General features: G+C 67.3%; 22 protein-coding genes. 15 read left to right on the forward strand and 7 right to left on the reverse strand.

Annotated features, from left to right (window positions below; all coding sequences use genetic code 11):
- Window position 1: 1 nt before the first annotated feature.
- From C566_RS0116185 to C566_RS0116200, 4 genes are all read left to right on the forward strand, one after another.
- A complete protein-coding gene (locus tag C566_RS0116185) occupies window positions 2-1003 on the forward strand; it encodes an ABC transporter permease (RefSeq protein ID WP_018775400.1) in 1002 nt (333 codons plus the stop codon).
- A complete protein-coding gene (locus tag C566_RS0116190) occupies window positions 1000-3168 on the forward strand; it encodes a dipeptide ABC transporter ATP-binding protein (RefSeq protein ID WP_018775401.1) in 2169 nt (722 codons plus the stop codon). The genes C566_RS0116185 and C566_RS0116190 overlap by 4 nt, the downstream gene beginning before the upstream one ends.
- Window positions 3169-3237: 69 nt before the next feature.
- Window positions 3238-4935, forward strand: coding sequence for an ABC transporter family substrate-binding protein (locus C566_RS0116195; RefSeq protein WP_018775402.1), 1698 nt, complete (start codon window positions 3238-3240; stop codon window positions 4933-4935).
- Between the two features lie 165 nt (window positions 4936-5100).
- On the forward strand, window positions 5101-6156 hold the full coding sequence (locus C566_RS0116200) for a Gfo/Idh/MocA family protein (protein WP_018775403.1): 1056 nt from the start codon (window positions 5101-5103) through the stop codon (window positions 6154-6156).
- 165 nt (window positions 6157-6321) lie between these two features.
- On the opposite strand, the gene ald is transcribed toward C566_RS0116200, so the two are convergent.
- On the reverse strand, window positions 6322-7440 hold the full coding sequence (ald, locus tag C566_RS0116205) for an alanine dehydrogenase (protein WP_018775404.1): 1119 nt from the start codon (window positions 7438-7440) through the stop codon (window positions 6322-6324).
- Between the two features lie 246 nt (window positions 7441-7686).
- On the opposite strand from ald, the gene C566_RS0116210 reads away from it, so the two are divergent.
- Window positions 7687-8907 (forward strand): PucR family transcriptional regulator, encoded by a 1221-nt coding sequence (locus C566_RS0116210; RefSeq protein ID WP_018775405.1) that lies wholly within the window; start codon window positions 7687-7689, stop codon window positions 8905-8907.
- A gap of 8 nt (window positions 8908-8915) precedes the next feature.
- On the opposite strand, the gene C566_RS21660 is transcribed toward C566_RS0116210, so the two are convergent.
- The 3 genes from C566_RS21660 to ptsP all read right to left on the reverse strand — a co-directional run bounded on the left by C566_RS21660 (window position 8916) and on the right by ptsP (window position 11390).
- Window positions 8916-9185: a hypothetical protein gene (locus C566_RS21660; RefSeq protein ID WP_043467179.1), complete on the reverse strand. Its 270-nt coding sequence runs from the start codon at window positions 9183-9185 to the stop codon at window positions 8916-8918.
- A 74-nt stretch (window positions 9186-9259) separates the two neighbouring features.
- Window positions 9260-9682, reverse strand: coding sequence for a helix-turn-helix domain-containing protein (locus tag C566_RS0116220; protein WP_018775407.1), 423 nt, complete (start codon window positions 9680-9682; stop codon window positions 9260-9262).
- 22 nt (window positions 9683-9704) lie between these two features.
- On the reverse strand, window positions 9705-11390 hold the full coding sequence (ptsP, locus tag C566_RS0116225) for a phosphoenolpyruvate--protein phosphotransferase (RefSeq protein WP_018775408.1): 1686 nt from the start codon (window positions 11388-11390) through the stop codon (window positions 9705-9707).
- A 184-nt stretch (window positions 11391-11574) separates the two neighbouring features.
- On the opposite strand from ptsP, the gene C566_RS0116230 reads away from it, so the two are divergent.
- From C566_RS0116230 to C566_RS0116250, 5 genes are all read left to right on the forward strand, one after another.
- Window positions 11575-12303 carry a TetR/AcrR family transcriptional regulator gene (locus tag C566_RS0116230; RefSeq protein ID WP_018775409.1) on the forward strand — a complete coding sequence of 243 codons (729 nt, stop codon included), beginning with the start codon at window positions 11575-11577 and terminating at the stop codon, window positions 12301-12303.
- 58 nt (window positions 12304-12361) lie between these two features.
- The gene (locus tag C566_RS0116235; protein ID WP_018775410.1) at window positions 12362-14347 is read left to right on the forward strand and encodes a PTS mannitol transporter subunit IICBA; all 1986 of its coding nucleotides are present in this window, start codon (window positions 12362-12364) and stop codon (window positions 14345-14347) included.
- Window positions 14347-15495: a mannitol-1-phosphate 5-dehydrogenase gene (locus tag C566_RS0116240; RefSeq protein WP_018775411.1), complete on the forward strand. Its 1149-nt coding sequence runs from the start codon at window positions 14347-14349 to the stop codon at window positions 15493-15495. Before C566_RS0116235 ends, C566_RS0116240 begins: the two co-directional genes overlap by 1 nt.
- A gap of 181 nt (window positions 15496-15676) precedes the next feature.
- Complete coding sequence (locus C566_RS0116245; RefSeq protein WP_018775412.1) at window positions 15677-16141, forward strand: MarR family winged helix-turn-helix transcriptional regulator; 465 nt, start codon at window positions 15677-15679, stop codon at window positions 16139-16141.
- 38 nt (window positions 16142-16179) lie between these two features.
- On the forward strand, window positions 16180-17406 hold the full coding sequence (locus C566_RS0116250) for an MFS transporter (RefSeq protein ID WP_018775413.1): 1227 nt from the start codon (window positions 16180-16182) through the stop codon (window positions 17404-17406).
- Window positions 17407-17525: 119 nt separating this feature from the next.
- Here the strand turns inward: C566_RS0116250 and C566_RS0116255 are convergent, their stop codons facing one another.
- The 3 genes from C566_RS0116255 to rraA form a co-directional block, all read right to left on the reverse strand.
- Window positions 17526-19001 (reverse strand): sugar porter family MFS transporter, encoded by a 1476-nt coding sequence (locus C566_RS0116255; protein WP_018775414.1) that lies wholly within the window; start codon window positions 18999-19001, stop codon window positions 17526-17528.
- Window positions 19002-19202: 201 nt separating this feature from the next.
- Window positions 19203-20861, reverse strand: a complete 1659-nt coding sequence (locus C566_RS0116260; protein WP_018775415.1) for an MDR family MFS transporter — start codon at window positions 20859-20861, stop codon at window positions 19203-19205.
- Window positions 20862-20964: 103 nt separating this feature from the next.
- The gene (rraA, locus tag C566_RS0116265; RefSeq protein ID WP_018775416.1) at window positions 20965-21441 is read right to left on the reverse strand and encodes a ribonuclease E activity regulator RraA; all 477 of its coding nucleotides are present in this window, start codon (window positions 21439-21441) and stop codon (window positions 20965-20967) included.
- A 154-nt stretch (window positions 21442-21595) separates the two neighbouring features.
- On the opposite strand from rraA, the gene C566_RS0116270 reads away from it, so the two are divergent.
- The 5 genes from C566_RS0116270 to C566_RS0116290 all read left to right on the forward strand — a co-directional run bounded on the left by C566_RS0116270 (window position 21596) and on the right by C566_RS0116290 (window position 26360).
- A complete protein-coding gene (locus C566_RS0116270; RefSeq protein ID WP_018775417.1) occupies window positions 21596-22861 on the forward strand; it encodes an MFS transporter in 1266 nt (421 codons plus the stop codon).
- Between the two features lie 181 nt (window positions 22862-23042).
- Window positions 23043-23600 (forward strand): helix-turn-helix domain-containing protein, encoded by a 558-nt coding sequence (locus tag C566_RS0116275; RefSeq protein WP_439954085.1) that lies wholly within the window; start codon window positions 23043-23045, stop codon window positions 23598-23600.
- Between the two features lie 303 nt (window positions 23601-23903).
- A complete protein-coding gene (locus C566_RS0116280) occupies window positions 23904-25097 on the forward strand; it encodes an NAD(P)-dependent malic enzyme (RefSeq protein WP_051082341.1) in 1194 nt (397 codons plus the stop codon).
- Between the two features lie 362 nt (window positions 25098-25459).
- On the forward strand, window positions 25460-25795 hold the full coding sequence (locus C566_RS0116285; RefSeq protein ID WP_018775420.1) for a hypothetical protein: 336 nt from the start codon (window positions 25460-25462) through the stop codon (window positions 25793-25795).
- A 64-nt stretch (window positions 25796-25859) separates the two neighbouring features.
- On the forward strand, window positions 25860-26360 hold the full coding sequence (locus tag C566_RS0116290; protein ID WP_018775421.1) for a DUF456 domain-containing protein: 501 nt from the start codon (window positions 25860-25862) through the stop codon (window positions 26358-26360).
- Window positions 26361-26383: the final 23 nt, after the last annotated feature.

A 26383-nucleotide genomic window follows, 5' to 3' on the forward strand; every position in this document is an offset into this window, starting at 1 on the left:
CATGACCAACCTCAACACGATTGACCCGGCCGCCGTCCTGGACGAAGGAAAGTTCGGCGGCGACGACGTCGTGATCGGCAAGTCGCGGATCATCCTGCGACGCTTCCTGCGCAACCGCACCGCCGTCGCCGGCCTGGCCATCTTCCTGGCCCTGACCCTCTTCTCCTTCATCGGCGGCTTCTTCAGCAGCTGGGACAAGGAGACCATCGACCCCTTCAACATCGGCATGCCGCCCTCCGCGGAGCACCTGCTGGGCACCTCCCAGGCCGGGATCGACCTCTACGCCCTGACCGTCGAGGGCACCAGGGTCTCCATCCTGATCGGCGTCGTCGTCGGCCTCGTCTCGGTGCTGATCGCCGCCGTCTACGGCTGCACCATGGCGTTCTTCGGGCGCAAGGTGGACAAGGTCATGCTGTTCATCCTCGAAGCCCTGATCATGATGCCGGCCCTGCTGGTAGTCGCGGTGGCCACGAGCGGCGGCGCCAACGGCCTGAAGAACACCGTCCCGAGCTGGCTGCTGCTCATCGTCGTGCTGCTGGTCTTCAGCTGGATGGGCACCGCACGCCTCATCAGGTCCCTGTCGCTCTCACTCATGCAGCGTGACTTCGTCAAAGCCTCCCAGTACATGGGCATCCCGCCGCACCGGATCGTCTGGCGCCACCTCGTGCCGAACATCGGCTCCCTGCTGGTCCTGGAAGTCACCCGCGGGGTCACCGGCGCCATCCTCGCCGAGGTTGCATTCTCCTTCATCGGCATCGGCATCAAGGTCCCCGACGTGAGCCTGGGCGTACTGATCGGCCAGTCGACCTCCCAGGTCTCCACGTTTCCGTGGATGTTCTGGGCTCCCCTCATTGTGATGTTCCTGCTGACCGGCTCGCTCGCCATGATGAACGACGGCCTCCGCGACGCGTTCGACCCCAGCTCCAGCTCCGTTGGCCGCACGAAGCGGAATAGCGCCACTGGCAAGAAACAGTCTGGCAAAACACAGAAGAAGATCAAATGACCAGCAACACCACCGCACGGGACACCGCCCAGGGCACCGCCGAGCGCCTCCACGCCGCCGGGCTGCACGCCCCCACCGACGCAGTCCTCTCCGTCCGGGACCTCAACGTCCGCTTCAACACCGAAAACGGCGTGGTGCACGCGGTGCGCGGCGTCGACTTCGACGTGATGCCCGGCAAGACGCTGGGCATCGTGGGCGAGTCCGGCTCCGGCAAATCGGTCACGTCCATGGCGATCATGGGCCTGCTGCCCCCGACGGCGGAAATCACCGGGTCCGTCCGGCTGCAGGGCAAGGAGCTCCTGGGCCTTAGCGACAAGGCCATGTGCCGCCACCGCGGCAGCGACCTCGCGATGGTGTTCCAGGATCCGCTGTCCTCCCTGACCCCGGTCTACACGGTCGGCACCCAGATCATCGAGGCCCTGACCGTCCACAACCCGACCATGAGCAAGCAGGCCAAGGAAGCCCGCGCCGTCGAACTGCTGGGATTGGTCGGCATCCCCAGCCCGAAGGACCGGCTCAAGGCCTTCCCGCACGAGTTCTCCGGCGGCATGCGCCAGCGCGTCATGATCGCCATCGCCATCGCCAACAACCCGCGGGTCCTGATCGCCGACGAGCCGACGACGGCGCTGGACGTCACCATCCAGGCGCAGGTCCTCGAGGTGCTCCACGCCGCCCAGGAGGAGACCGGCGCCGCCGTCGTCATGATCACGCACGACCTCGGCGTGGTCGCCGGCATGGCGGACGACATCATGGTGATGTACGCGGGCAGGCCGGTGGAGACCGGCAGCGTCGATGACATCTACTACAGCCCGCGGATGCCCTACACCATGGGCCTGCTCGGCGCGGTCCCGCGCGTGGACGTCGCGGAAAAATCGTCGCTGGTGCCGATCGATGGCATCCCCCCGAACCTCACCCAGCCGCCCACGGGCTGTTCGTTCGCGCCGCGTTGCCCGCTGGCCACCGAGGCCTGCCTCGACGGCGAACCGGATCTTCGGGCGGTGGCGCCCGGTACCGGGCACAGCGCCGCCTGCATCAAGAGCGAAGCCCTCGCCGACGTCGATGTCCACACGGTTTTCGCCGTCCCGGCCGTGCCGGTGTCCCGTTTTGACAGCCTTCCGCGGCACGAACGCAAGACTGTCCTGGAACTCCGCGACGTCAGGAAGCACTTTCCCCTGATGAAGGGCGCCCTGATCAAGCGCAGGATCGGCACGGTGAAGGCCGTGGACGGGCTGAGCTTCGATATCCGCGAGGGCGAGTGCTTCTCGATCGTGGGCGAGTCGGGCTGCGGAAAGACCACCACCCTGCTGGAAATCATGGAATTCCACAAAGACCAGGACGGCGAGGTGGTGATTGGCGGGCTGAGCAACAAGCAGGCCGCGGACGCCCGGGCCAAGAGTGCCATGCGCAAGGAACTGCAGATGGTGTTCCAGGATCCCACCGGGGCACTGGATCCGCGCTTCACCGTCTATGAGGTCCTTGCCGAGCCGATGGAAAACCTGGGCATGCCGAAGGCTGCCATCCGGAAGCGGATCATGGAGCTCATGGAGCTGGTGGGCCTGCAGGCGGACCACGTCAACCGGTTCCCCAACCAGTTCTCCGGCGGCCAGCGCCAGCGCATCGGCATTGCCCGCGCCCTCGCGGTGAACCCCCGGCTGGTGGTCCTGGACGAGCCCGTCTCCGCCCTGGACGTGTCGGTGCAGGCCGGCGTCATCAACCTGCTGGACAAGCTTCGTGCCGAACTCGGCCTCAGCTACCTCATGGTGGCCCATGACCTCTCCGTGGTCCGGCACATCTCCAACCGCGTTGCCGTCATGTACCTGGGCAAAATCGTGGAGATCGGCGACGTCGACGCCGTCTTCGACAACCCCCGCCACCCCTATACCCGCGCCCTGCTCTCCGCGATCCCGGTACCGGATCCGGAGCTGGAGCGCACCCGCGAGCGGATCATCCTCCAGGGCGACCTGCCCTCGCCGCTGGAAGCACCGGCGGGCTGCAACTTCGCCACCCGCTGTCCCGTGTTCGCGGCCCTGCCGCCGGCCAAGCAGGAGAAGTGCCTGACCCTGGAACCGGCCCTCGAAGCGTCCGCCACCGACCAGCAGTTCGCCTGCTTCTACCCGGACGGCGAACTGGACGCGGACATGCTGGTTGTCCACGAAAACCACTGAATCACCTCACCAGCACACCACCCGAGAACCCACGCATCACACTCGCACGAAAAAAATGAAGGGGATCACATGAAAAATCGGACCAGGATCGGCGGCCTCACCGCCGTCGTGGCGGCCCTTGCGCTGACCGCTTGCGGCAGCGGTGGCGCCTCAACCACCGCCCAGAGCGCCAAGGCACAGGATGCCTCCGGCGACCTGAGCAAGCTGGTCAGCGTCAACGCCAAGAAGGCCGCCGACTTGCAACAGGGCGGTACCGTAACGCTGCCCCTGGGCAACATCGGACCGGACTTCAACGGCTTCTCCAACGCGGGCAACTCGGCGGACAACACCGAACTGCACTACCCGATCGACGAGGCCGGCTACGTGGGCTGCTGGAAGCTGGACTTCGACGGCACCGCCAACCTCAACAAGAACTTCTGCGAAGACTTCAAGAGCGAGATCAAAGACGGCAAGCAGACCCTCACCATCAAGATCAACCCGAAGGCCGCCTACAACGACGGCACCCCGATCAACGCCGCCACGTTCGAGAACACGTGGAAGATGCAAAACGGCCAGAACAAGGACATCGACATCGTCACGTCCGGCGCCTACGAGTTCATCGACTCCGTCAAGGCCGGAAGCAGCGACAAGGAAGTCGTTGTGACCACCACACAGCCGGTGTACCCGCTCAGTGACATGTTCGGCGGATTCATCCCGCAGACCGTGAACACTCCCGAAATCTTCAACACCGGCTTCACGGGTGAACTGCACCCCGAGTGGATGGCCGGCCCGTTCAAGGTGGACAAGTTTGACTCTGCCGCCAAGACGGTCTCCCTTGTGCCGAATGACAAGTGGTGGGGCGAGAAGCCGGTCCTGGACAAGGTGATCTTCCGCCAGCTGGAGGCCAGCGCCGAGATCGCCGCCTTCAAGAACGGCGAGATCGACATGGCCGACGGCCGCACGCTGACCAAGTACAAGCAGCTTGAAGGCACCAAGAACTCCGAGGTCCGCCGCGGCCAGCGCCTCTTCGCCGGCGGCCTGAACCTCAACGCCCTGAAGGCCCCCCTCACCGACGTCGCAGTCCGCAAGGCAATCTTCACCGCCGTGGACCGTCCCGCCATCCGCGCCGTCCGCTTTGGCGGCCTGAACTGGGAAGAGAACAGCTCGGGCTCGATGATGCTGATGCCGTTCTCGAAGTACTACCAGGACAACTACCCGGTCAAGGAAACCGGCGCCGATGCCGCCAAGAAGGTCCTGACCGACGCCGGCTACAAGGCCAACGCCAAGGGCATCATGGAAAAGGACGGCGTCCCGGCGTCGTTCAAGATCACCAACTTCGGTGACGACCCCACCGCCCTCGCCACCGTGCAGACGCTGCAGAAGCAGCTGCAGGCAGCCGGCATGGACGTTGGCATCGACCAGCGCGGCGACGCCGACTTCGGCAAGGTGGTTGGCAGCCGCGACTTCCAGCTCACCATCAGCGGCTACACGGTAGGCGCCGACGCCACCTCCGGCGTGAAGCAGTTCTACGATTCCAAGACCAACGAGAACGAACTCGGTGACGCCGAGCTGGACAAGGCCATCAAGGACCTCGCGTCCATCCAGGATGACGCCCAGCGCAACAAGGCCGCCATGGACGTCGAGAAGAAGCACATGGAAAAGTACTTCTCCATGGGCGTCATCATGAACGGCCCGCAGATCTACTTCGCCCGCACCGGCCTGGCCAACTACGGTGCAGCCCTGTTCCAGACCCCGGACTGGAGCGTCGTCGGCTGGGACAAGAAGTAAGCCCTGCTGACTGAGCAATACTGAGCAATACTGAGCAGCACTAAGCACCACCAAGCAACGGCCGAGGCCGGTGCCCCCGGAACCATCCGGGCGGCGCCGGCCTCGTTCGATTAAGCCCTGCCGGTCAGCCACCCGGGCTCCGGCCCAGCCGGTAGCCTTGGCACCATGAGCAACGATTCAACCCGGCCCATCCGCACCGCCGTCGCCGGCTTCGGCCTTTCGGGCAGCGTCTTCCACGCCCCGTTCATCGCCGCAAACCCCGCCTATTCGCTCGACGCCATTTCCACCTCCGACGCCGCCAGGAAGTCTGCCGCCGCACACAGCTATCCGGCGGCCAGGATCGTGGACACACCGGCCGAGATCCTGGAGCTCGCGGGCGAACTGGACCTGCTGGTGCTCGGCACGCCGCCCGCCACCCACTACCCACTCGCGAAAGCGGCGCTGGAAGCCGGGCTCGACGTCGTCGTCGACAAGCCGTTCGCTGTCCGCAGCGCCGAAGGACAAGAGCTCATAGACCTGGCCGCGCGGCTGGGCCGGGTGCTCACGGTGTTCCAGAACCGGCGCTGGGACGGCGACTTCCTCACGGTGAAGGCCCTCATGGACACCGGAGCCTTCGGCACGGTCAGCCGCTTTGAGTCCCGCTTTGAGCGGTGGTCGCCCGACGTCCCCAAAGCGTGGAAGGCGGCCGCCACGGCGGACGACGGCGGCGGAGTGCTGTTTGACCTCGGCACCCACCTGCTGGACCAGGCAGTGCAGCTTTTTGGGCCGGCAACGGTCACGCACGCGGAGCTGGCCGCCCGGCGGCCCGGAAGCAAAGCGGACGATGACGTCTTCGTGGTCCTGCGGCACAACTCCGGGGTGACCAGCCACCTGTGGATGAACATGCTGTGCGCCCAGCAGGGCCCGCGCTACCGCATGCTGGGCAGCGAGGGCGGCTTCACCAAGCACGGCGTGGACCCGCAGGAGCCCTACATCGTGGCCGGCGGAAGCCCGCTGGACGCCGACTACGGCGTGGAAGATCCGGACTGGGCCGGGCTGCTGGGACGCGACGGGCACCTGGACCGGCTGCCCACCGAACGCGGCGCCTACCCGGAGTTCTACCGGATCCTGGCCGCCAAGATCGCCGACGGCGGTGCCGCCTCGGCGCTGCCCGTCCCCGTCGACCCCGCGGGCCCGCTCCAGGTGCTGCAGCTGATCGAGCAGGCCCGGTCCCTGGCTTAAACACCAATCGACTGCTCCGCAACTGCCGTTCTGGGGGTCCAAAAGGGCGGTAACGGAGCAGCCGATGGGGTTCCCTGGCCGAGCTTGCGAGGCGAGGGGGCCGGTGGGGAGGAGCAGCCGATGCAGTGGTGGCTACGCGGAGACCAACAGGTTACGCGGTGCTGGCTACGCGGAGACCAGCTCGTGCCAGTCGGCGACGAGGGGCAGGTTGTGCGCCTCGGAGACCGAGCGGTGGGCAACCTTGCCGCCGGCGATGTTCAGGCCGGCGGCCAGCGCGGCGTCGCGCTCAAACGCGGCCTTGACGCCCAGGTTTGCCAGTGAAACGGCGTAGCGCAGGGTGACGTTGGTCAGCGCGTACGTGGACGTGTTCGGGACGGCGCCGGGCATGTTGGCGACGCAGTAGAAGATCGTGTTGTGGACCTTGTACGTCGGTTCCTGGTGCGTGGTGGGGTGGGTGTCCTCGAAGCAGCCGCCCTGGTCCACGGCGATGTCCACCAGCACGGAGCCGGGCTTCATCCGGGCCACGAGCTCGTTGGTGACGAGCTTCGGGGCCTTGGCGCCCGGGATCAGGACCGAACCGATGACGAGGTCGGCGTCGACCACGGACTTCTCGATCTCGTACTTGTTGGACGCGACGGTCTTCAGGCGGCCCTGGTACTGGGCATCCAGTTCGCGCAGGCGGTTGATGTTGATGTCCAGGATGGTGACGTCGGCGCCCAGGCCCAGGGCCATGGCGGCGGCGTTGGTGCCGGCAACACCGGCGCCGAGGACAACGACCTTGGCCGGACGGACGCCCGGGACGCCGCCGAGCAGCACGCCCTTGCCGCCAGCCGGGGCCATCAGGGAGGTGGCGCCGACCTGCACGGACAGCCGGCCGGCAACCTCGGACATCGGGGCCAGCAGCGGCAGGGACCTGCCCTCCTGGACCGTCTCGTAGGCGATGGCGGTGACGCCGGAGTTGATCAGTGCCTGCGTCAGTTCCGGCTCGGCGGCCAGGTGCAGGTAGGTGAAGAGGACCAGGCCCTTGCGGAAGCGGTGGTATTCGGCCTTGACCGGTTCCTTGACCTTCAGCACCATGTCGGCGCGGCCCCAGACGTCGTCGGCTTCGGCGACGATTTCGGCGCCGGCAATCGCGTATTCCTCATCCGTGATGCCGGAGCCCAGGCCCGCGCCGCGCTCGACGAGGACCTCGTGGCCGTGGGTCCGGAATTCGTGGACGCCGGCCGCCGTGATGGCGACGCGGAATTCGTTGTTTTTGATCTCTTTGGGTACGCCGATGATCATTTGTTAGCTCCAGTGGATGGTGGCCTCGTGGGCCAGGATGAGCGGGGGGATTCGTACTTCCAGAATAAATCCCGCTGTGAGGCACGCGACAGGTGCCGCCGCCGGAGGCGGGACGCCCGCCGCGTCATTCCGGGATTTCTCAAATCCGGGGATAGACATTTGTCGAGGGAGCGGACGGCAGGTGTCGGCTCGTGTCCGTCGCGGATGCATTCGCAGTGCGGCGGGCCGGGGCAGTAGTCTGGCAGGATGCAGCAGCAGGACGTGGAGCAGCTCGTGGAGCAGGTGGCGCAGCGGCTGGGCCGCGGTCTCTCCCTCGAGGACCTCGACGGCTTACTCCTCGCCTACAGCTCCAACCAATCCCATGCGGACCGGGTCCGGGTGAACTTCCTGCTCAGTAAGCGTGTCCCCGTGGACGTCATCGCGTGGCAGCTCTCGCACGGGATTGCGACGGCGGTCCGGCCGGTCGTCGTGCCGGCCAACGCCGACCTCGGCATGCTGGGGCGTGTGTGCGTGCCGCTGCTGGTGCGGGGCTTCCGGGTGGGGTACCTGTGGGTCCAGCTCGACGCCGAGGAGCCCGGCGCCGCGACCGTCCTGGCCCAGCTGCAGGATGTGGCGCCGGAGCTGGAGCAGCTGTCCTCCCTGCTGCTGGATTCCAACACGGCGGAGTCCGAGTTCCGGCGGCGGCGCGAGCAGGAGTTCCTGGCGGCCTGCGCCGGGGAGGCCAACGCGGCGGCGGCTGTCGCGGGCTGGAAAGAAGTCCAGGGCAAGGGGCCTTGGCAGCTGGTGACCGTCCTGGACGCCGATGGCTGGGCCGGGGGCTCGGATCCCATTGCCGACACGCTCATTCACCGCTCCGCTGCGCTGCAGGCGACCATCGGGGTGGATGCCGCACTGTTCAGCGCCGGCACGGAGACGCACGCGGTGGTGCTCTTCAAGGAATCCACGGGACGCGCGGACCACGCCCAGGTGCTGGTCCACTATCAACTCGAACTCGCCAAACGCTCCGGGCGCACGGTCCGGCGGATCATCCTGGGCACGTCCGAGGGATTTGCCAAGCCGCGGGAACTGGCCGAGGCCTACCGGCAGTCACGGCAGGCGGCCCAGGCCGCGGCGGTGGATCCGCAGCTGGGCGAGCTCGTCGACTGCCGGGCAACCGGCGTCTACCAGCTGCTGGCCTCGGCCGGGGGCGGCGCGGGGGCCTGGGCCGATGCCGGCTCCGTGTATTTCCGCATCCTCGAGGACCATGACCGCAACCACGAGCTGCTGCCCGTGCTGGAGCTGTTCTACGACAACGACGGCTCGGTCCAGGAGGTCGCTGCCAAGCTGCACCTGCACCGGAGCAGCATCTACAACCGGCTCGGCCGGATCCGCCAGCTGCTGGGCGTGGACCCGTTGAAGGGGATGGTGCGGCTGGAACTGCATGCCGGGCTCAAGGCGCGGCGCTGGGCGGGCCGGCCCAGAATCTAGCGTCGCGCTTAGCCCTCGCGCTTGGAGGGGTCGACGTCGAGGGCCGGCTTCGCATCGCCGCCAAGGTCCTGGCGAAGGTCCGGGCCGGGGCCGGCCGTGCCGGCGGCGTTCCGGCGGCGGGCAATCCGGCTGTCCACCCAGAGCGACACCGCTACGAAAGCGACGCCGCTGGCCAAATAGGTGGCGGTGTTGTTCAGGCCCATCGCGGTTCCGAAGATGCCAGCGAGCAACATGGCGGCGATCCCTGCCACGATGTGCCACCCTCTGAATTTACCCACATTCCAAGCTTAACCCGCGGGATATCAGTGCTTCCGCGCCGGACAGGGATCGTTGCTTGATCCTTATCACTGCTTCATGAAGCATCTGCTCCCTCGTCATCCTGGCCGGCCGGCGTCGCGGCGCCCGTACTATTCTTCTTCTGCGTTTCGAGCCAGGCCATGACATCGGCCAGCCGGATCCGGCGGTGCGTTCCCCGGTATTCCACCGGGATCTCGCCGCGGTCGGTCATGTTCCGCAGATACGTGTGCGAGATCCCCGCAAGCTCCGCGGCCCTGGATGTCGTCAGCATTTCCTCGACGCTGCTGACCGTCACGGCCTCGCCGCGGCTGAAGCGGCCCAGCAGATCGACGACGGCGTCCCGCGCCGCCGGCGGCAGCCGGTGGACCGTGCCGTCCACGAACACCGTGATGTCGTGGCTGCCGTCGAGGGCGTACCTGAGGTTCTGCGCATCCTCGGCCGGGAGGCCGGCCGTGACCCGGGGGGCTATCAGTGCCATGAGTGCATCCTAGCCGCAGCCACTACAGCCCAAGGTCCTCCAACACCGGCAGCTTTGCCCGCACCCAGGCCCGGGCCTCGGTAGCGCTCGGCGCGGACAGGGCCAGCTTGGCCAGCTCCCGCGCCTCGGCCAGGGTGACGGTCTTCAGCACGGCGGCGACGGCCGCGATGGAACGCGCCGTCATGGACAGCGTGGTGACGCCCAGCCCCGTGAGGACGACGGCGAGGGCAGGGTCCGCCGCGGCCTCGCCGCACACGCCCACCGGTTTGTTGTGGCCCTCGGCCGCGGAACCTTCCACGGTCAGGCCCACGAGCCGCAGCACGGCGGGCTGCCAGGGCGTGTTCAGGGCGGCCAGCGGGCCGAGCTGGCGGTCGGCGGCCATGGCGTACTGGGTGAGGTCATTGGTGCCCAGGCTGGCGAAGCCGACCTCGCGGAGAATGGCCTCGGCCGTCAGTGCCGCCGACGGGACCTCCACCATGACGCCGGGCGTCTTGATCCCTGCCGCGGCGCACAGCGAGGCAAAGCGGGCCGCTTCCTCAGCGGTGGAAATCATCGGGGCCATCACCCAGACGTCGGCCTCCGATGCCTTCTCGGCCAGGGCAATGGCCTGCAGCTGGCGCTCCAGGACCCCGGGCGTGGTGAAGTCGGTCCGGTAGCCGCGGACGCCCAGGGCGGGGTTGGGCTCGGTGGCGTCGGTCAGGAACGGCAGCGGCTTGTCCGCGCCGGCGTCGAGCGTGCGGAGCACCACCTTCTTGCCGGGGAAGGCGTCGAAAACGCCCTGGTAGGCGGCGGCCTGTTCCTCCACGGTCGGTTCGGTGTCCCGCTCCAGGAAGCAGAACTCGGTCCGGAACAGCCCCACGCCCTGGGCGTTCAGGCCGGCCGCGGCCACGGCGTCCTTGGCGCCGCCGACATTGGCCAGGAGCGGCACGAGGTGGCCGTCCGCCGTCGTGCCGGTCCCGTCGAAGGCGGCGAGCAGCGACGCCGTGGCGGCCCAGTGGGCTGCGGCCGCGCGCTGGGACTCGTCGGGGTCCGCGGTGATGAGGCCGGCCGCGCCGTCCACGTACACCTCGGTGCCGTCGGCGAGTTCGTCGACTCCGGCCGCGGCGACCACGGCGGGCAGGCCCAGCGAGCGGGCAATGATCGCGGTGTGGGACTGCGGGCCGCCGCCGGCGGTGACCAGGGCCAGGATCTTCTCCGGATCCAGGGTGGCGGTATCGGCCGGGGCCAGGTCCTCGGCGATGAGGATGAACGGGGTGGGGGACACGGGAATGCCCGGCGCGGGAACGCCGCGCAGTTCCGCCACGATCCGGGAGCGGACATCCAGGACATCCGTGGCGCGCTCGGCCATGTAGCCGCCCAGGTTGTGCAGCATTTCCGAGACCGAGGCGCCGGCTTCCCAGATCGCCCGCTGCCCGGAGGTGCCGCGGCCGATCAGTTTCGCGGCGGACTTGAGCAGCATGGTGTCGGTGGCCATCAGGGCCGTGGCCTCGAGGACGGCCTTGCCGTCGCCCGTGACGGTCTCGGAACGGGCCTTCAGTTCGTCGTGGACGGATTTCGCCGCGGCCTTCAGCGCCGCCGTCGCGTCTTCCGCCGTGACGCCGGCGGGGAGCTGCTCTCCGGCGGGCGGTTCGCTGATCGGTTTGGGCATCTGCCGGACGGTGCCGATGATGCGGCCGGGGCTAACGCCTACTCCTGGGAAGTTCTGCACTGAAGGTCCTCATTTTCTGTCGTAGGCCAGTGGCCACAAGCCGGTAAATCAAGTGCCGCCGCTGACCCTGCTGGTCAAATGCGCCTGCGGCTGACGGCTACGGCAGCGGGCGGGTCACGGCACCTGAAAAAATTGTATGTGATGCAGTTCATATAGCGTTGCTATAGGTGCTAGGGTAGCGGTTATGAGTATCGATGGCCAGCTACCACCCAAGGCCCGGCTGCTGCGTGCGGCCGCCGAGCTGCTGGCCAACTCCGGCGGATCCCCAATCTCGACCCGCCAGATCACGCAGCAGGCCGGTGTCACGGCACCGACCCTCTACCACCACTTTGGTGACAAGGAAGGGCTGTTCGACGCCGTCGTCGCAGCAGGTTTCGACGAATATGTCGCGGGCGAACGTGACTTCGCGCCCTCTGGCCAACCTCTGGAGGACATCCGGAGGATGTGGGACAACCATGTCCAGTTCGGGCTGAAACAGCCGGAACTGTATCTCGTCATGTTCGGCAATATCCGCCCTGAGAGCCGCCCGGCCATCGTCGCCGATGCCGAGGCCCTCATGGAGGAAATGCTGAACAAGGCGGCTGTCTCCGGCCAGCTCAACGTCCCGCCCAAGGAGGCGGCCAGGTCCATCCTGGCGGCCAACGTGGGCATGACACTCATGCTGATCGCGGAAAAGGCGCCGGAGCGGAACCTCGAGCTCTCTGCCATGACCCGCGATGCCATGATCTTTGCGGTTTCCACCGAGCAGGCCCGGGACACCGGCTCTGTCGACAGCGGAAAGTCCTCAGTGGTTGTGGCCGCCATCGCATTGAACGCAGCACTGCAGGCGTCCCACTCGGACCAGCTCTCCAGCTCGGAACTCAAGCTCTTCCTCGAATGGCTCCACCGGATCTCCAACAGCTCCACCAGCTAGCTCGGCGAAATTATCGGACCATCCTGCAAAGCAGCGGGAATGACGGTTAGGAATTCACATGGCAACAGAGACAGTTGCGAAACCACGCACCAGCGTCCGCGTGCACGTCCAGAAATTCGGGACGTTTCTGTCCGGAATGATCATGCCCAACATCGGCGCCTTCATCGCCTGGGGCTTCATCACGGCCCTCTTCATCCCGGCGGGCTTCTTCCCCAACGCGGAGCTCGGCAAGCTTGTCGGGCCCATGATCACGTATATGCTCCCGCTGCTGATCGGCTACACCGGCGGCCGGATGGTCTACGGGGTGCGCGGCGGCGTGGTGGGTGCTGTGGCCACGATGGGCGTCATCGTCGGTACCGACATCCCGATGTTCATCGGCGCCATGATCCTTGGCCCGCTCACTGCCTGGATCATGATGAAGCTGGACAAGATCTGGGAAGGCCGCGTTAAGCCCGGCTTCGAGATGCTGATCGACAACTTCTCGGCAGGCATCCTGGCCGCCGCCATGGCGGTCGTCGGCATGCTGGTGGTCGGCCCGATCGTGAAGGCCTTCAGCAATGGCGCCAGCGCCGTGGTCGAATTCCTCGTCCTCAACGGCCTGCTGCCGTTCACGAGCATCTTCATCGAGCCCGCAAAGGTCCTGTTCCTCAACAACGCCGTCAACCACGGGATCCTTACCCCGCTGGGCACGCAGCAGGCGCTCGAGCAGGGGAAGTCCATCCTGTTCCTGCTTGAAGCCAACCCCGGTCCGGGCTTCGGCATCCTGCTCGCCTTTTCAATCTTCGGCAAGGGTCTGGCCAAGGCGTCCGCGCCGGGCGCAGCGGTGATCCAGTTCGTCGGCGGCATCCATGAGATCTACTTCCCGTACGTCCTGATGAAGCCGATGACGATCTTCGCCGCAATCGGCGGCGGCATGACCGGCATCTTCACGCTCGTGGTCACCGGCGCCGGACTCCGGTCCCCGGCAGCCCCGGGCAGCATCATCGCGGTTTACGCCTCAACGGCACGCGACAGCTACGTCGGTGTGACGCTCTCCGTCCTGTTTGCCACCACGGTGTCCTTCCTGATCGCCTCGGTGGTCCTGAAAGCGAGCAAGGCGCCCGCCGAGGACGACCTCGACCAGGCCACCCACCGGATGGAGGCCCTGAAAGGCAAGAAGAGCTCGGTGTCCGCCGCCCTGATCGGTGAGGGCGTGGGTGCCAGCGGCGTCGCCGTCCTCGCCACTCCGATCAAGAACATCGTCTTTGCCTGCGACGCCGGCATGGGCTCCAGCGCGATGGGCGCCTCGGTGCTCCGGAACAAGATCAAGGCCGCTGGATTCCAGGACGTCAAGGTCACCAACTCCGCGATCGCCAACCTCACCGACACGTACGACGTCGTCATCACGCACCAGGACCTGACCGAACGGGCCAAGCCCGCGACCGCCAGCGCCGTGCATGTCTCTGTGGACAACTTCATGAACAGCCCGCGGTACGACGAGATCGTGGAACTGGTCGAGGCCAGCAACACCGACGCCGGCACCACGGACGCGGGAGCGGCCCCTGCCGCGGCCGGCGCCGTCGGCACCCCGGAGGCCCCCGCGGCAGCCGAGGCAGAAGCCGAGGAGGGCCCCGCCGGTATCCTGGTGGCCGAAAGCGTCGTCCTCAACGGCCACGCGACCACGCGGGACGCCGCGATCGACGAGGCCGGGCAGCTTCTGCTGGACCGCGGCGCCGTCGACTCCGGCTATGTGGACGCCATGCATGAGCGCGAGGAATCCGTGTCCACCTACATGGGCAGCTTCCTGGCGATCCCGCACGGCACCAACGCCGCGAAGGACCACATCATGAAGTCCGCGGTGTCGGTGATCCGCTACCCGAACGGCATCGACTGGAACGGCAAGGAAGTGAAGTTCGTCGTCGGTGTGGCCGGCGTCAACAACGAGCACCTGCACATCCTGTCCTCAATCGCCAAGGTCTTCACCAACAAGGCCCAGGTGGCCCAGCTCGAGGCGGCCACCACGGTTGACGAAGTGCTGGCCCTGTTCGGAAAGGTCAATTCCTAGTGAAGGCTGTTCATTTCGGAGCCGGAAACATCGGGCGCGGCTTCGTGGGCCTGCTGCTGCACGACGCGGGGTATGAGGTGGTGTTCGCCGACGTCGCGGACGCCCTCATCACCGAGCTGGCCGCCGCGGACAGCTACGAGGTCCACGAAGTGGGCGAGAACCCCGCCGTCCGTACGGTCAACAACTTCCGGGCGCTGAACTCCGGCACCCAGGAAGCCGCCGTCGTCGCGGAAATCGCGACGGCGGACATCGTCACCACCGCCGTGGGGCCGCACATCCTGAAGTTTGTGGCGCCCGTGATCGCCAAGGGGATTGCCGCCCGCCCCGCCGGGCTGGCGCCCCTGCAGGTGATGGCGTGCGAGAACGCGATCAATGCCACGGACATCCTGAAGTCCGAGGTCGTTGCCCAGTGGGATCCGGCCGCGGGTTCCCTGGACGCGGCCGCCGTGTTTGCCAACACGGCGGTGGACCGGATCGTGCCGAACCAGGAGGCCGGGCAGGGCCTGGACGTCACGGTGGAGACGTTCTATGAGTGGGTGATCGACCGTACCCCGTTCGCCGGGAAGGAGCCGGTGATCCCGGGCGCGACGTTCGTGGGCGATCTGGAGCCGTACATCGAGCGGAAGCTGTTCACCGTCAACACGGGGCACGCCGCGGCGGCCTACTTCGGATTCGAGGCCGGCCTGGGCAAGATTTCCGAGGCCATGGCCGATCAGGACGTCGCCGCCGATGTGCGCGCCGTCCTGGACGAAACCAAGGAGCTGCTGGTGGCCAAGCACGGCTTCAACCGGGCCGACCAAGAGGCGTACGTGGAGAAGATCCTGGGCCGCTTTTCCAATCCGCACCTGCCGGACACCGTCACCCGGGTGGGCCGTGCCCCGCTGCGCAAGCTCAGCCGGCACGAACGCTTCATCGGTCCCGCTGCCGAGCTGGCCGAACGCGGAATTGTCCCCGAGGCGCTGCTCGGGGCCATCGCCGCGGCCCTGCGTTTCAACGATCCGGCCGACGCCGAGGCCGTGGAGCTGGCGAAAATCCTCTCCGCGTCCACGCCGGACGAGGCCACGGAGAAGATCACCGGCCTGGCGGCGGACCACCCGCTCTTCGCCGCCGTCTCCTCCCTCATCGAGGAGGCCAAGGCGGTCGTCTGATCAATGCCCTAGCTGGGCCGACGCCGGAACTCACCTGAGTTCCGGCGTCGGCGTGTTTAAGCCGTCACCCGCCCGTTGCGCTATCACTTACAGCTGCCATTCGCCGGTTTTAACGACCAGGAGTGATAGGGCAACGGGGGCTCTTGACCATTAGGAAGCCTAACTGTTAGGCTACCTAACTATGAACGCCAGTGAACCGGCCGACCCCGGGCTCCTCGCTCTCGCCGAGGACTTCCGCGAGGCCCTCCGCCACAGCATCTATCTCGTCCGCCGCCTGGACGCCGACGGCGAACTCAGTGCCGCCCAGCTCAGCATGCTCAAGATGCTGATGGACGCCGGACCCGCCGCGGGCGGCGTAAGGGTGGGCGAAATCGCCCGGAACCTCGGCGTCAAGGTGCCCAGCGCCACCGAGCAGATCATCAAGCTCGAGCGCGCCGGCCTCGCCCGGCGGGAACCGGACCCCGACGACTCCCGCGCCGTCCGGGTCACCCTCACGGACGCCGGCCTCGCCGCCGTCGCATCCGCCAATGAGCGCCGCAACACCGTCATGGCCGGCGTCCTCTCATCCCTTTCGGACGAAGACCGCGCAGCCCTCGCGGCCGCCCTCCCGGTCATCGGCAGGATCAACGCGACGCTCCTGGCCTGATCTTCACCCAACAATTCCAATCACTTAGGAGTGCCCCCATGCACGGCCACCCCGCCGACACCCTGCCGGCCGCGGAAGTAACCCTCGAGGCCGAGAAGGCCTCACTGCTCAAACAGCCCAAGGCGGTGTGGGCGACGGCCCTCGCGGCGGTGTTCGCCTTCATGGGGATCGGGCTGGTGGACCCCATCCTGCCGGCGATCGCCAAGAACCTGGACGCCTCGCCGAGCCAGGTGTCGCTGCTCTTCACGAGCTATTTCCTTGTGACTGCCGTCGCCATGCTGATCACCGGCTACGTCTCCTCGCGGATCGGCGGGAAGCGGACGCTGCTGATCGGGCTGGCGGTCATCGTCGTGTTCGCCTCCCTGTCCGGCACGTCGGGCAGCGTGGCTGAGCTCATCGGCTTCCGCGCCGGCTGGGGGCTGGGCAACGCCCTGTTCGTGGCCACGGCGCTGGCCGTGATTGTCGGCGTCGCAAGCGGCGGCGCCGGCACGGCGATCATCCTGTACGAGGCCGCCCTCGGCCTGGGCATTTCCCTCGGCCCGCTCCTGGGTGCACTGCTTGGCGGCTGGCAGTGGCGCGCCCCGTTCTTCGGCACGGCCGTACTGATGGCCTCCGCGTTCATCGCACTCATTGCCCTGCTGCCCAAGACTCCGCTGCCCGAACGGAAAGTCCGGCTCCGGGATCCACTGCTGGCTCTGGGGCACAAGGGACTGCGGACGACGGCGGCCAGCGGCCTGTTCTACAACTACGGCTTCTTCACCGTCCTCGCCTTCACGCCCTTCATCCTCGGCATGGACGCCTACGGGATCGGCGGGGTGTTCTTCGGCTGGGGTGTGGCCGTCGCGCTCTTCTCGGTCTTTGCCGCCCCCGTGCTCCAGAACCGCTTCGGAGCGGTGCGGGTCCTCACCGGCACCCTGGTCCTGCTGATGCTCGACCTCGTGGGACTGGGCCTGGCCGCCGGGCACTCGGTGCCCGCCGTCGTCGTCCTCGTGGTCATTTCCGGGGCGCTCCTGGGCATCAACAACACCATCTACACGGAGCTGGCCATGGGCGTGTCCGATTCGCCACGGCCGGTGGCCTCGGCCGGCTACAACTTCGTGCGCTGGATGGGCGGCGCCCTGGCGCCGTTTGCCGCCGCGCAGCTGGGCGAACACTTCGGCCCGCAGGTGCCCTTCTTCGCCGGTGCGCTGGCCATGGTGGCGGCCATCGCGGTGGTCTTCGGCGGTCGCCGCTACCTGGCGGCGCACGAGCCGCACGTGGTCTAACAACGCCCGGCTTAGCGCCGAGCCCGTCGACAAAGAACGCCCATGTTTCCGCGGAAACATGGGCGTTCTCTGTCACCTCGCCGAGTGCAACGCTGACGTCACGTCACGCCGGCGCAGGCTCAGGCCCTGGCGGACTCTTTCGCGGATTCCTTGGCGGCTTCCTTTGCGGATCCCTTGGGAACGAACAGGGTTTCGGCCTGCTCCAGGGACATGCCGTTGGTCTCCGGCACCTTGAACATGACGAAGAAGAACGACGCCGCCGCGAACAGCGCGTACATGGCGTACGTCAGCGGCAGGGAGGCCGCCGCCATGACCGGGAAGCTCAGGGTGATGGCGAAGTTGGCGATCCACTGCGCGGCCGCGGCCAGGCCCAGGGCCCGGGCGCGGATCCGGGACGGGAAGATCTCCCCCAGCAGTACCCAGACCAGCGGTCCCCACGAGGCGCCGAAGCTGATGACGAAGACATTGGCGGCGACCAGTGCGGCCGGACCCCACGCCCCGGGCAGCGAGATCGCGTCCCCGGACCCGGTAGCCGAGCCGAAGGCCAGCGCCATGGTGCCCAGCGAGAGGGCCATGCCGATGGAGCCCGCCAGCATGATGGGACGGCGCCCGATCCGGTCCACCAGGGCGATTGCCACGAGCGTGACCAGGATGTTGGTGATGGCGGTGGCCACGGAAATCGTGAGTGAATCCTTTTCCTGGAAGCCCACGGCCTTCCACAGGGTGGTGGAGTAGTAGAAGATCACGTTGATGCCGACGAACTGCTGCAGCACGGACAGGATGATGCCGATCCAGACCACCGGCTGCAGGCCCAGGGCCTTGCCGCGCAGGGATCCCTTCTGGCCGGCGAGCTTGTCCTCATCGATGGCCTTCTTGATGTCGCGCAGGTGCCGGTCCGAGTCCTCGTCCGGGGCGATCGACGTGAAGACCTTGAGGGCCTCCTCGTCCTTGCCCTGGAACACCAGGAACCGCGGCGATTCGGGCAGGGTGAAGGCGATCCAGCCGTAGACGACCGCGGGGACGGCGGCGGCCATGAACATCCAGCGCCAGGCTTCCAAACCAAACCACAGGGCCTGGTCCGCGCCGCCGGCCGACGTCGCGAACACGGCGTCGGAGAGCAGGGCGGCGAAGATGCCGGTGGTGATCGCCAGCTGCTGCAGCGAGGCCAGGCGGCCGCGGACGTGGCGGGGGGAAATTTCGGAAATGTAGGCCGGCGCGATCACCGAGGCCAGGCCGATGCCGAGCCCGCCCACCAGGCGCCAGAAGATCAGGTCCCAGACGCCGAACGCGAATCCGGTGCCGATGGCGCTGACGAGGAACAGCAGCGCACCGACCTTCATGGCCGGGATCCGGCCGTAGCGGTCGGCAATCTTGCCGGCCAGGTAGGCGCCTGCCGCGCAGCCGAGGAGGGCCACGGCGACGGCGAAGCCGGTCACGGCCTCGCTGAGGGCAAACTCGTCCTTGATCGCGTCGACGGCTCCGTTGACGACGGAGGAGTCAAAGCCGAAGAGGAAGCCGCCGACGGCGCCCGCTACGGCCAGCCAAATGACCCTTTTCGGGATCTTGGCGGCGGTCTGGTCATGGGTGGTGGTCATACGGCTCCCTTGGCAGTTCGCGGTCCACGGCCTTCGCCGCAACTACCCAGTCTTACACCCGACCCGGCGTGCCCCCTGTCACAACCCCCGGAAAGTGAGACGAAACATACACTTTGCAGCTGCTGCGGCTGGGGGCAGACGACGACGGCAGGCAGTCCGGAAGACTGCCTGCCGTCGTCGTGTTCCAGCCCTCGGGGCCGCCTAGTGGGCGGCGGCCACGGCGCCCTCCCGGGCGACCGTCTTCGGGTCCGTGAGTTTCTTGTTCGGCAGGGCGAACGTGATCAGGAAGGCGATGCCGGTGAGCGCAGCGGCCGTGAGCATGACGGCGTCGATCGACTGCGCGAATCCCTCGGTGATGGGGCGCGTCAGTGTCGCGTTGGCGGTGTGCAGCCAGCTGGTGTCGTTGAGCGAATCGTTGCTGGCACCGTTATTGAAGAACTCGTAGAGCTTGGCGTTGGCAGGGTCGGCCGCCACTGCCGGATCCTTGAGCACCTTGAGGTAGTCGGCATTCTGCGCGGCGTCCTTCATGCCCGTGGCGATCTTGTCCGCAGCGAGGCTGAAAAGCATCGAGATGAACACGGCCGTGCCAACCGCGCCGCCCATGGACCGGAAGAACGCGGCAGAGGACGTGCCCACGCCCATGTCCTTCGATGGCACGGAGACCTGCATGGCCAGCGTCAGCGGCTGCATGCAGAAGCCGAGTCCCAGGCCGAAGAACACGGCGATGGCGCCCGGGACCCACAGCGGCGTGTCCACGCCCAGGGAGAGGCCCATGACGACGGCGGCCACCGTCAGCGTGGCGGTGCCCAGGATCGGGAAGATCCGGTAGGTGCCCGAGGCTGAGATGGTCCGGCCCGCCGTGATGGAGCCGGTGAGGATGCCCACGGTGAAGGTGATCATCATCAGGCCGGCCTCGGTGGGGGTCAGGCCCTTGACCAGCTGCAGGTACATCGGCAGCATCGCGATGGCGCCGAACATGCCGATGCCGATGATGAAGTTCAGCAGCGAGGACAGGCCGAAGGTGACGTTCTGGAACAGCCGGAGCGGGATCAGCGCGTAGTCGGCGGCATGCCGTTCGGCCAGCAGGAACGCGATAATGCCCACGACGCCCAGTCCGTAGCAGAGGTAGGAGTTAGCGGAGCTCCAGCCCCAGGTGCGGCCCTGTTCGGCCACGAGGAGGAGCGGCACAATCGCCAGCGTGATGGCCGCGGCGCCCCAGTAATCGATCTTCTGCTTCACGTGCTTGGCGGGGAGGTGCAGGTACATGAACACCACCGTGAGGGCCGCGAGGCCGATCGGGATGTTGATCAGGAACACCCAGCGCCAGCCGTCGATCCCGAGGATGGTTTCGGTGCCTGCGAAGGCGCCGCCGATCACCGGACCCAGGACGGAGGAGATGCCGAAGACCGACATGAAGTAGCCCTGGTACTTGGCCCGGTCCTTGAGCGGCACGATGTCGCCGATGATGGTCAGGGCGAGGGCCAGGAGGCCGCCGGCGCCCATGCCCTGGATGCCGCGGGCAATGGCGAGCTCGGTCATCGAGTGGACCGAGCCGGCGTAGAGCGAACCGGCGAGGAAGATCACGATGGCGATGAGATACAGCGGGCGGCGCCCGAAGATGTCGCTGAGCTTGCCGTAGAGCGGCGTGCTCACCGTGGACGTGATGAGGTAGGCGGTGGTGGCCCAGGCCTGCAGGGAGAGGCCGTCGAGGTCGTTGGCGATCGTGTAAATCGAGGTGGACACGATCGTCTGGTCCAGCGAAGACAGGAACATGCCGAGCATGAGTCCCACCATGACGGTGATGGTCTGACGGTGGGTCAGGACCTCTCCCGCGGCGCGCGCGGAGGTGGTTTTGGACATGACTGCTCCAAGGTGAAGTGTGGGGATCAAGCGGATAGTTGCTTTCAGTAACTATGTTACTGGCTGAATTGTTCCCGCCACGACCTCGGGGCGAAGAAAGTCCTTAGCGTTCGACCAGGATCCCGTCCGGATCGCACCAGATCATCGCCCCGGGGCGGATGGCCACGCCGTCGATCTCCAGGGGAATATCGATTGCCCCGGCGCCGTCCTTGGCGCTCTTGCGCGGGTTGCTGCCCAGTGCCTTGACCCCGAGCGGCAGCCCCGCGATGGCGAGCCGGTCCCGGATGGCGCCGTTGATGACGACGCCGGCCCAGCCGTTCGCGACGGCGCTCGCCGCGATCATGTCCCCCATCAGCGCCGTGCGGAGGGAGCCGCCGCCGTCGACCACCAGCACGGAGCCGTGGCCCGGAGTGGCCAGCACGGACTTGACCAGCGCGTTGTCCTCAAAACACCGAATGGTCCGGACCGGCCCGCTGAAGTGCGTGTGCCCGCCCAGGGACTGGAACTGCACCGACACGGACTCCAACTCCCCGCCGCGCTCGTCGTAAAGGTCTGCAGTATTGAGGGCGGAAGCGTTCACGGTGACTCCTTGGGTAATAACCGGATGACCTGGCTGAGCGGGTTGGCAGCGTGTTTCATGACCGAGACTCGCACATTGCACCCAGATCTGCCGAGTCCCGGTAGTCTGGCTCCGCACTGATACATATGCCTGATCATCAGTTCCAGGGGGAGCCATGAGCATGTCCGATACCACCGCGCCGGCGCTCGCCGAACCCGAACGCCGCGTCACGCCTGTCTGGACGGCAGGGGTGGTGTTGGTCAACGTCGGCATCAACGCGGCGTTCTTCGGCCCGCTCCAGGTGCTCCTCGGCCAACAGGCGGCAGCCTTCAGCGAACCGGACAAGGAAGCCATCCTCGCCCTCGTGACGGGTGCGGGCGCGGCCGTGTCCCTGGTCGCCAACCCCCTCTTCGGCGCCTTCAGTGACCGGACCACCGCGCGCCGGGGCCGGCGGGTGCCGTGGGTGCTCTTCGGCGCCGTCCTGGGTGCCGCGGCCCTGATCGCGCTGGCAGGCGCCCCGGGCGTCGCCGCCATGACGCTGCTCTGGTGCCTCGTCCAGGCCGGCTGCAACGGCGCCTACGCGGCCATCACGGCGGCCATCCCGGACCGCGTGCCCGTGCCCCAGCGCGGCACCGTCGGCGGCCTGGCCGCCATGGGCCAGACAGCGGGAATTCTGGCCGGGGCGGTGATCGCCGCCGCCGTCGCCGGAAACTTCGCCGCGGGGTACGTTGTCTGCGCGGCGGCGCTGCTCGCCGGCGTCGTGCTCTATTACTTCAAGAACGACGACGTTCCGCTGCCTGCGCAGGCCCGTCCGCCGTTCAGCCTGGGCGGCTTCATGCGGGGCTTTTGGATTTCCCCGGCCCGCTACCCGGATTTTGCCTGGGCCTGGCTGACGCGGCTCCTGGTGAACATCGGCAACCACATGGTCACCCTCTACCTGCTGTTCTTCCTCAACGACGCCGTCCGGGTCCGCGAAACCCAGGGCATCGAGCCCGCGTTTGGTGTCCTGATCCTCACGGGCCTGTATGCGGTCATGGTGATCATCACCAGCGTGGTCGGGGGCCGGCTGAGCGACCGGCTGGGCCGCCGGAAGCCGCTGGTCATCATCTCCTCCGCCGTGATCGCCGCGGCCTCCCTCATTCTTGCGTTCGCTCCCACCTGGCCGGGTGCGCTGATCGGCGCGTCCGTGCTCGGCGTCGGCTTCGGCTGTTATCTGGCGGTGGACTTTGCCCTCATTACCCAGGTGCTGCCCACGGCCCTGAACCGAGGCAAGGATCTTGGCGTCATCAACATCGCCAACTCGCTGCCGCAAGTGCTCGCCCCGCTGATCGCCTACCCCTTTGTTGCCTTCTGGGGTGGCTATGTTGCGCTGTATGTGGCGGCCGCCGTGATTGGGCTTCTGGGCGCCGTGTTCGTGGTGAAGATCAAGGGAGTGGACTGAGCCGCCCGGGTTCCGTTCAGGGGCATCCGGGGCTCCGGTCCACTCGCTGGGCGCCCGGATTCGTGGCGTATAGTGGACGGCAATTGCCGCGGCAGCGCGGTGGGCGGATCGCGCCCGGCTGCCGAGAAAAACGACCCCCGGAACGCTGCTGATGCCTGATTTTCACTCAGATCTTCCACCGATGGCCCCTCCCCCCACTCTGCCCCGGCAGCGGCTCCGTTATGTGCGGATCCTTGACGTTGCCGCGGGGTTTGCCCGCAAAGGCCTGGACTCCGTGGTCCTGTCCGAGGTGGCGGCCAAGGCGGACGTGCCACTGGGGACGCTGTACCGCTACTTCCCGTCGGCCACCCAGCTGGTCCTGGCGCTGTACCGCAAGCAACTGGGCGAACTGCTCGCGGGGAGCTCGCCCGCGGCCGGCAAGGTCGCGGCCCAGGCCCTCGCGGGAGTGGTGATGGAGATCTTCCATATGCGCCTGATGCAGCCCGCCGTGGAGCAGTCCCTCAACCGGGCGGTCTACGTCAAGGACAACGACACCACGCGGCTGCTGCGCGAGATCGATGCCACGGCCGAGAAGGCTGTGACGGCGGCGTGCGGCGACCCGGCAGTGGCCCGGGTCCTGCTGCTGACGGTCACGGGCCTGGTCCAGGCCGTCCGCTGCCGCCGGCTGTCGCTCTTCGAAGCGGAGGAAGACCTGAAGAAGGCCTGTTCCCTCCTGCAACGGGCCCCGCAGGCCGCGTAACTGGTCTAGACCAGCGACCCGTTTTATGCCCTCTCGCACGTGATCCGGGTCACATATTCTGGAGAAGAAACGTTTCACCACGGCACTTTAACGCTCCGCGCCGGCGTAACGGGTGCGATGCCCTGTTTACCATTGCTGGACCGGATGCCGGCTGACGCCAGCAACTCGGGGCATCACCGGCGACCGCCACCTTTGGTTGCCGCCGCCCCTGCCAGACCAACTTGAGCATCCTTGCTTGAGCTTCCATGAGCCGTGCGCCCACGGTGAGCCCCAGGAGACAACGACGTGTCCACTGAAACGATCATTCCCGCCGATTCCACCTCCCCGGCTGAGGCAGTAGCCGTGCTCAGCGACGAGGAGATCTTCGCATCCCACGAGGGCGGCAAGCTGTCGATTTCCAGCACCGTCCCGCTCGCCAGCAAGCGCGACCTCTCCATCGCCTACACCCCTGGTGTCGCCCAGGTCAGCCGCGCCATCCACGCCAACCCGGAGCTCGCCAAGACGCTCACGTGGGCCCAGCGCCTCGTGGTGGTGGTCAGCGACGGCACGGCCGTGCTGGGGCTGGGCAACATCGGCGCCAGCGCCTCGCTGCCCGTGATGGAGGGCAAGTCCGCGCTGTTCAAGGCCTTCGGCGAACTCGACTCCATCCCGCTGGTCCTCAACACCACCGACGTCGACGAAATCATCGAGACACTTGTCCGGCTGCGCCCCAGCTTCGGCGCCGTCAACCTCGAGGACATCGCCGCGCCCCGCTGCTTCGAACTCGAGGAGAAACTCATCGAAGCGCTGGACTGCCCTGTCATGCACGATGACCAGCACGGCACCGCCGTCGTGGTTCTCGCGGCCCTGACCAACGCCGCCAAGGTGACCGGCCGGACCCTCGACAGCCTGCGCGTGGTGGTCTCCGGCGCCGGAGCCGCCGGGATCGCCGTCGCCGAAATCCTGCTGACGGCCGGGATCGGCGACGTCGTCCTCCTTGACTCCCGCGGCACCATCAGCAAGGACCGCGCGGACATCGCGGCCGATCCGGCCAGCAAGAAGGCCCAGCTCGCCGCCCGCAGCAACCCGCGGGGCGTGACCGGCGGGCCGGGGGAGGCACTGCTCGGCGCCGACGTGTTCGTCGGCGTCTCCTCTGCCAAGCTGGACGAGGAGCACCTCAAGCTGATGAACCACAGCTCGATCGTGTTCGCCCTGTCCAACCCGGACCCGGAAGTCCTGCCCGAGGTTGCGAGCAAGTACGCGGCCGTGGTCGCCACCGGACGCAGCGACTTCCCGAACCAGATCAACAACGTCCTTGCCTTCCCCGGCATCTTCCGCGGCGCCCTCGACGCCGGAGCGCGCCGGATCACGCCGGCCATGAAGCTCGCCGCGGCCCGGGCCATCGCGGAACTGGCCCAGGATGACCTTTCCGCGGACTACATCGTCCCCAGCCCGCTGGATCCGCGCGTGGCCCCGGCCGTCTCCGCCGCAGTCGCAGCGGCGGTGGCCGCCGAGTAGATCTCCGCATCAAGGCATCCGATACCGGACGACGACGGCGGCGCTTCCCTGAGGGGGAGCGTCGCCGCTGCTGTTCGGCGGGAAACGATCAGCCCTCCGTCCGGGGTCCGGGAAATTCGAGTATTGACTACTCGGGTTGCGGGCCGCCGCGCCGTCCTACGCTGGGCCCAGCATTCCAGCTGCAGCGGACCCAGGGCCTGCTGCGGGGGGTCTGCCGGCTGGGCGGGGAATCGAAGTCTCACTTCACACCAGGCATCCGGAAGCTCCGGGTCGCGGCTGTGGACTTTCCGCGGCCCAAACACCGGTGCCACGAGCAGTTCGCGGCCCCGGGACCGTTTCCGATTCGTGAGAAGGAGCAGGACATGAAGAAGTTGCTAGCGGCGGGGGCCATCGCAGGACTTGTTCTCTTGGGCGGGGGGTTGGCGCCCGCCAACGCGGCCCCGCCGGCGGGCCAGCTCTGCCCGGAATGGGACACCGGCAGAATAAACGTGGCCGGCGGCATCAAGTCGCTGGAGATCACCGCCCCGGACGGGAAGGAGATCATCGCCGTCTGCGTCAAGGCCGGCTCGGCCAACCAGGGCCTCGGCGCCCAGATCGACTACTTCTATTCCAGCCAGCTGTCCGTGACAATCTCGCACTATTCGGGCAAGGACATCTCGCATTACTCCGTCTTGTACGGCGAGCCGTCCGGAAGCTAGGCGCCGGCAGCCTCCGGCCCGGGGCCGTCAACGGCGGCCCCGGGCCCGGCCATAGACTGGGGCGATGAATCCCGAGATTGTCGTGACATTGCTCTGCGGCCTCGCCATCGTGGTGGGCGTTGCCGGGACGATCATTCCCGTTTTGCCCGGCAGCATCCTGATCGGGGCGAGCCTGCTTGCCTGGGCCCTGTGGGGCGGCGCCGGGGCCACCGGTTGGGTGGTCTTCGGGATCGGGATGATGTTCGTTCTGGCCGGCATGGCCGCCAGTGCCGTCCTGACCGGCCGGAAGCTCAAGGAGCACAGCATCCCCAGCCGTTCCGTGGTGGTGGGACTCGTGCTGGGCGTGGCCGGCATGTTCGTCATCCCCGTGGTGGGGCTCTTTGTGGGCTTCGCCGCCGGACTCCTGCTCAGCGAGCTGCAGCGCACCCGCGTGTTCGGCACTGCGGTGGCCTCGAGCTGGGCCGCGCTGAAGGCTACGGGCCTGGGCATGATCGTGGAATTCGGCCTCGCGTGCCTCGCCGCGAGCACCTGGGTGATCGGCCTCTGGGTGGCCTTGGCCGCCTAGCAGCGGCCTGCCGGAGCCTACTA

It is taken from the genome of Arthrobacter sp. 131MFCol6.1 (assembly GCF_000374925.1).
GTDB lineage: Bacteria > Actinomycetota > Actinomycetes > Actinomycetales > Micrococcaceae > Arthrobacter.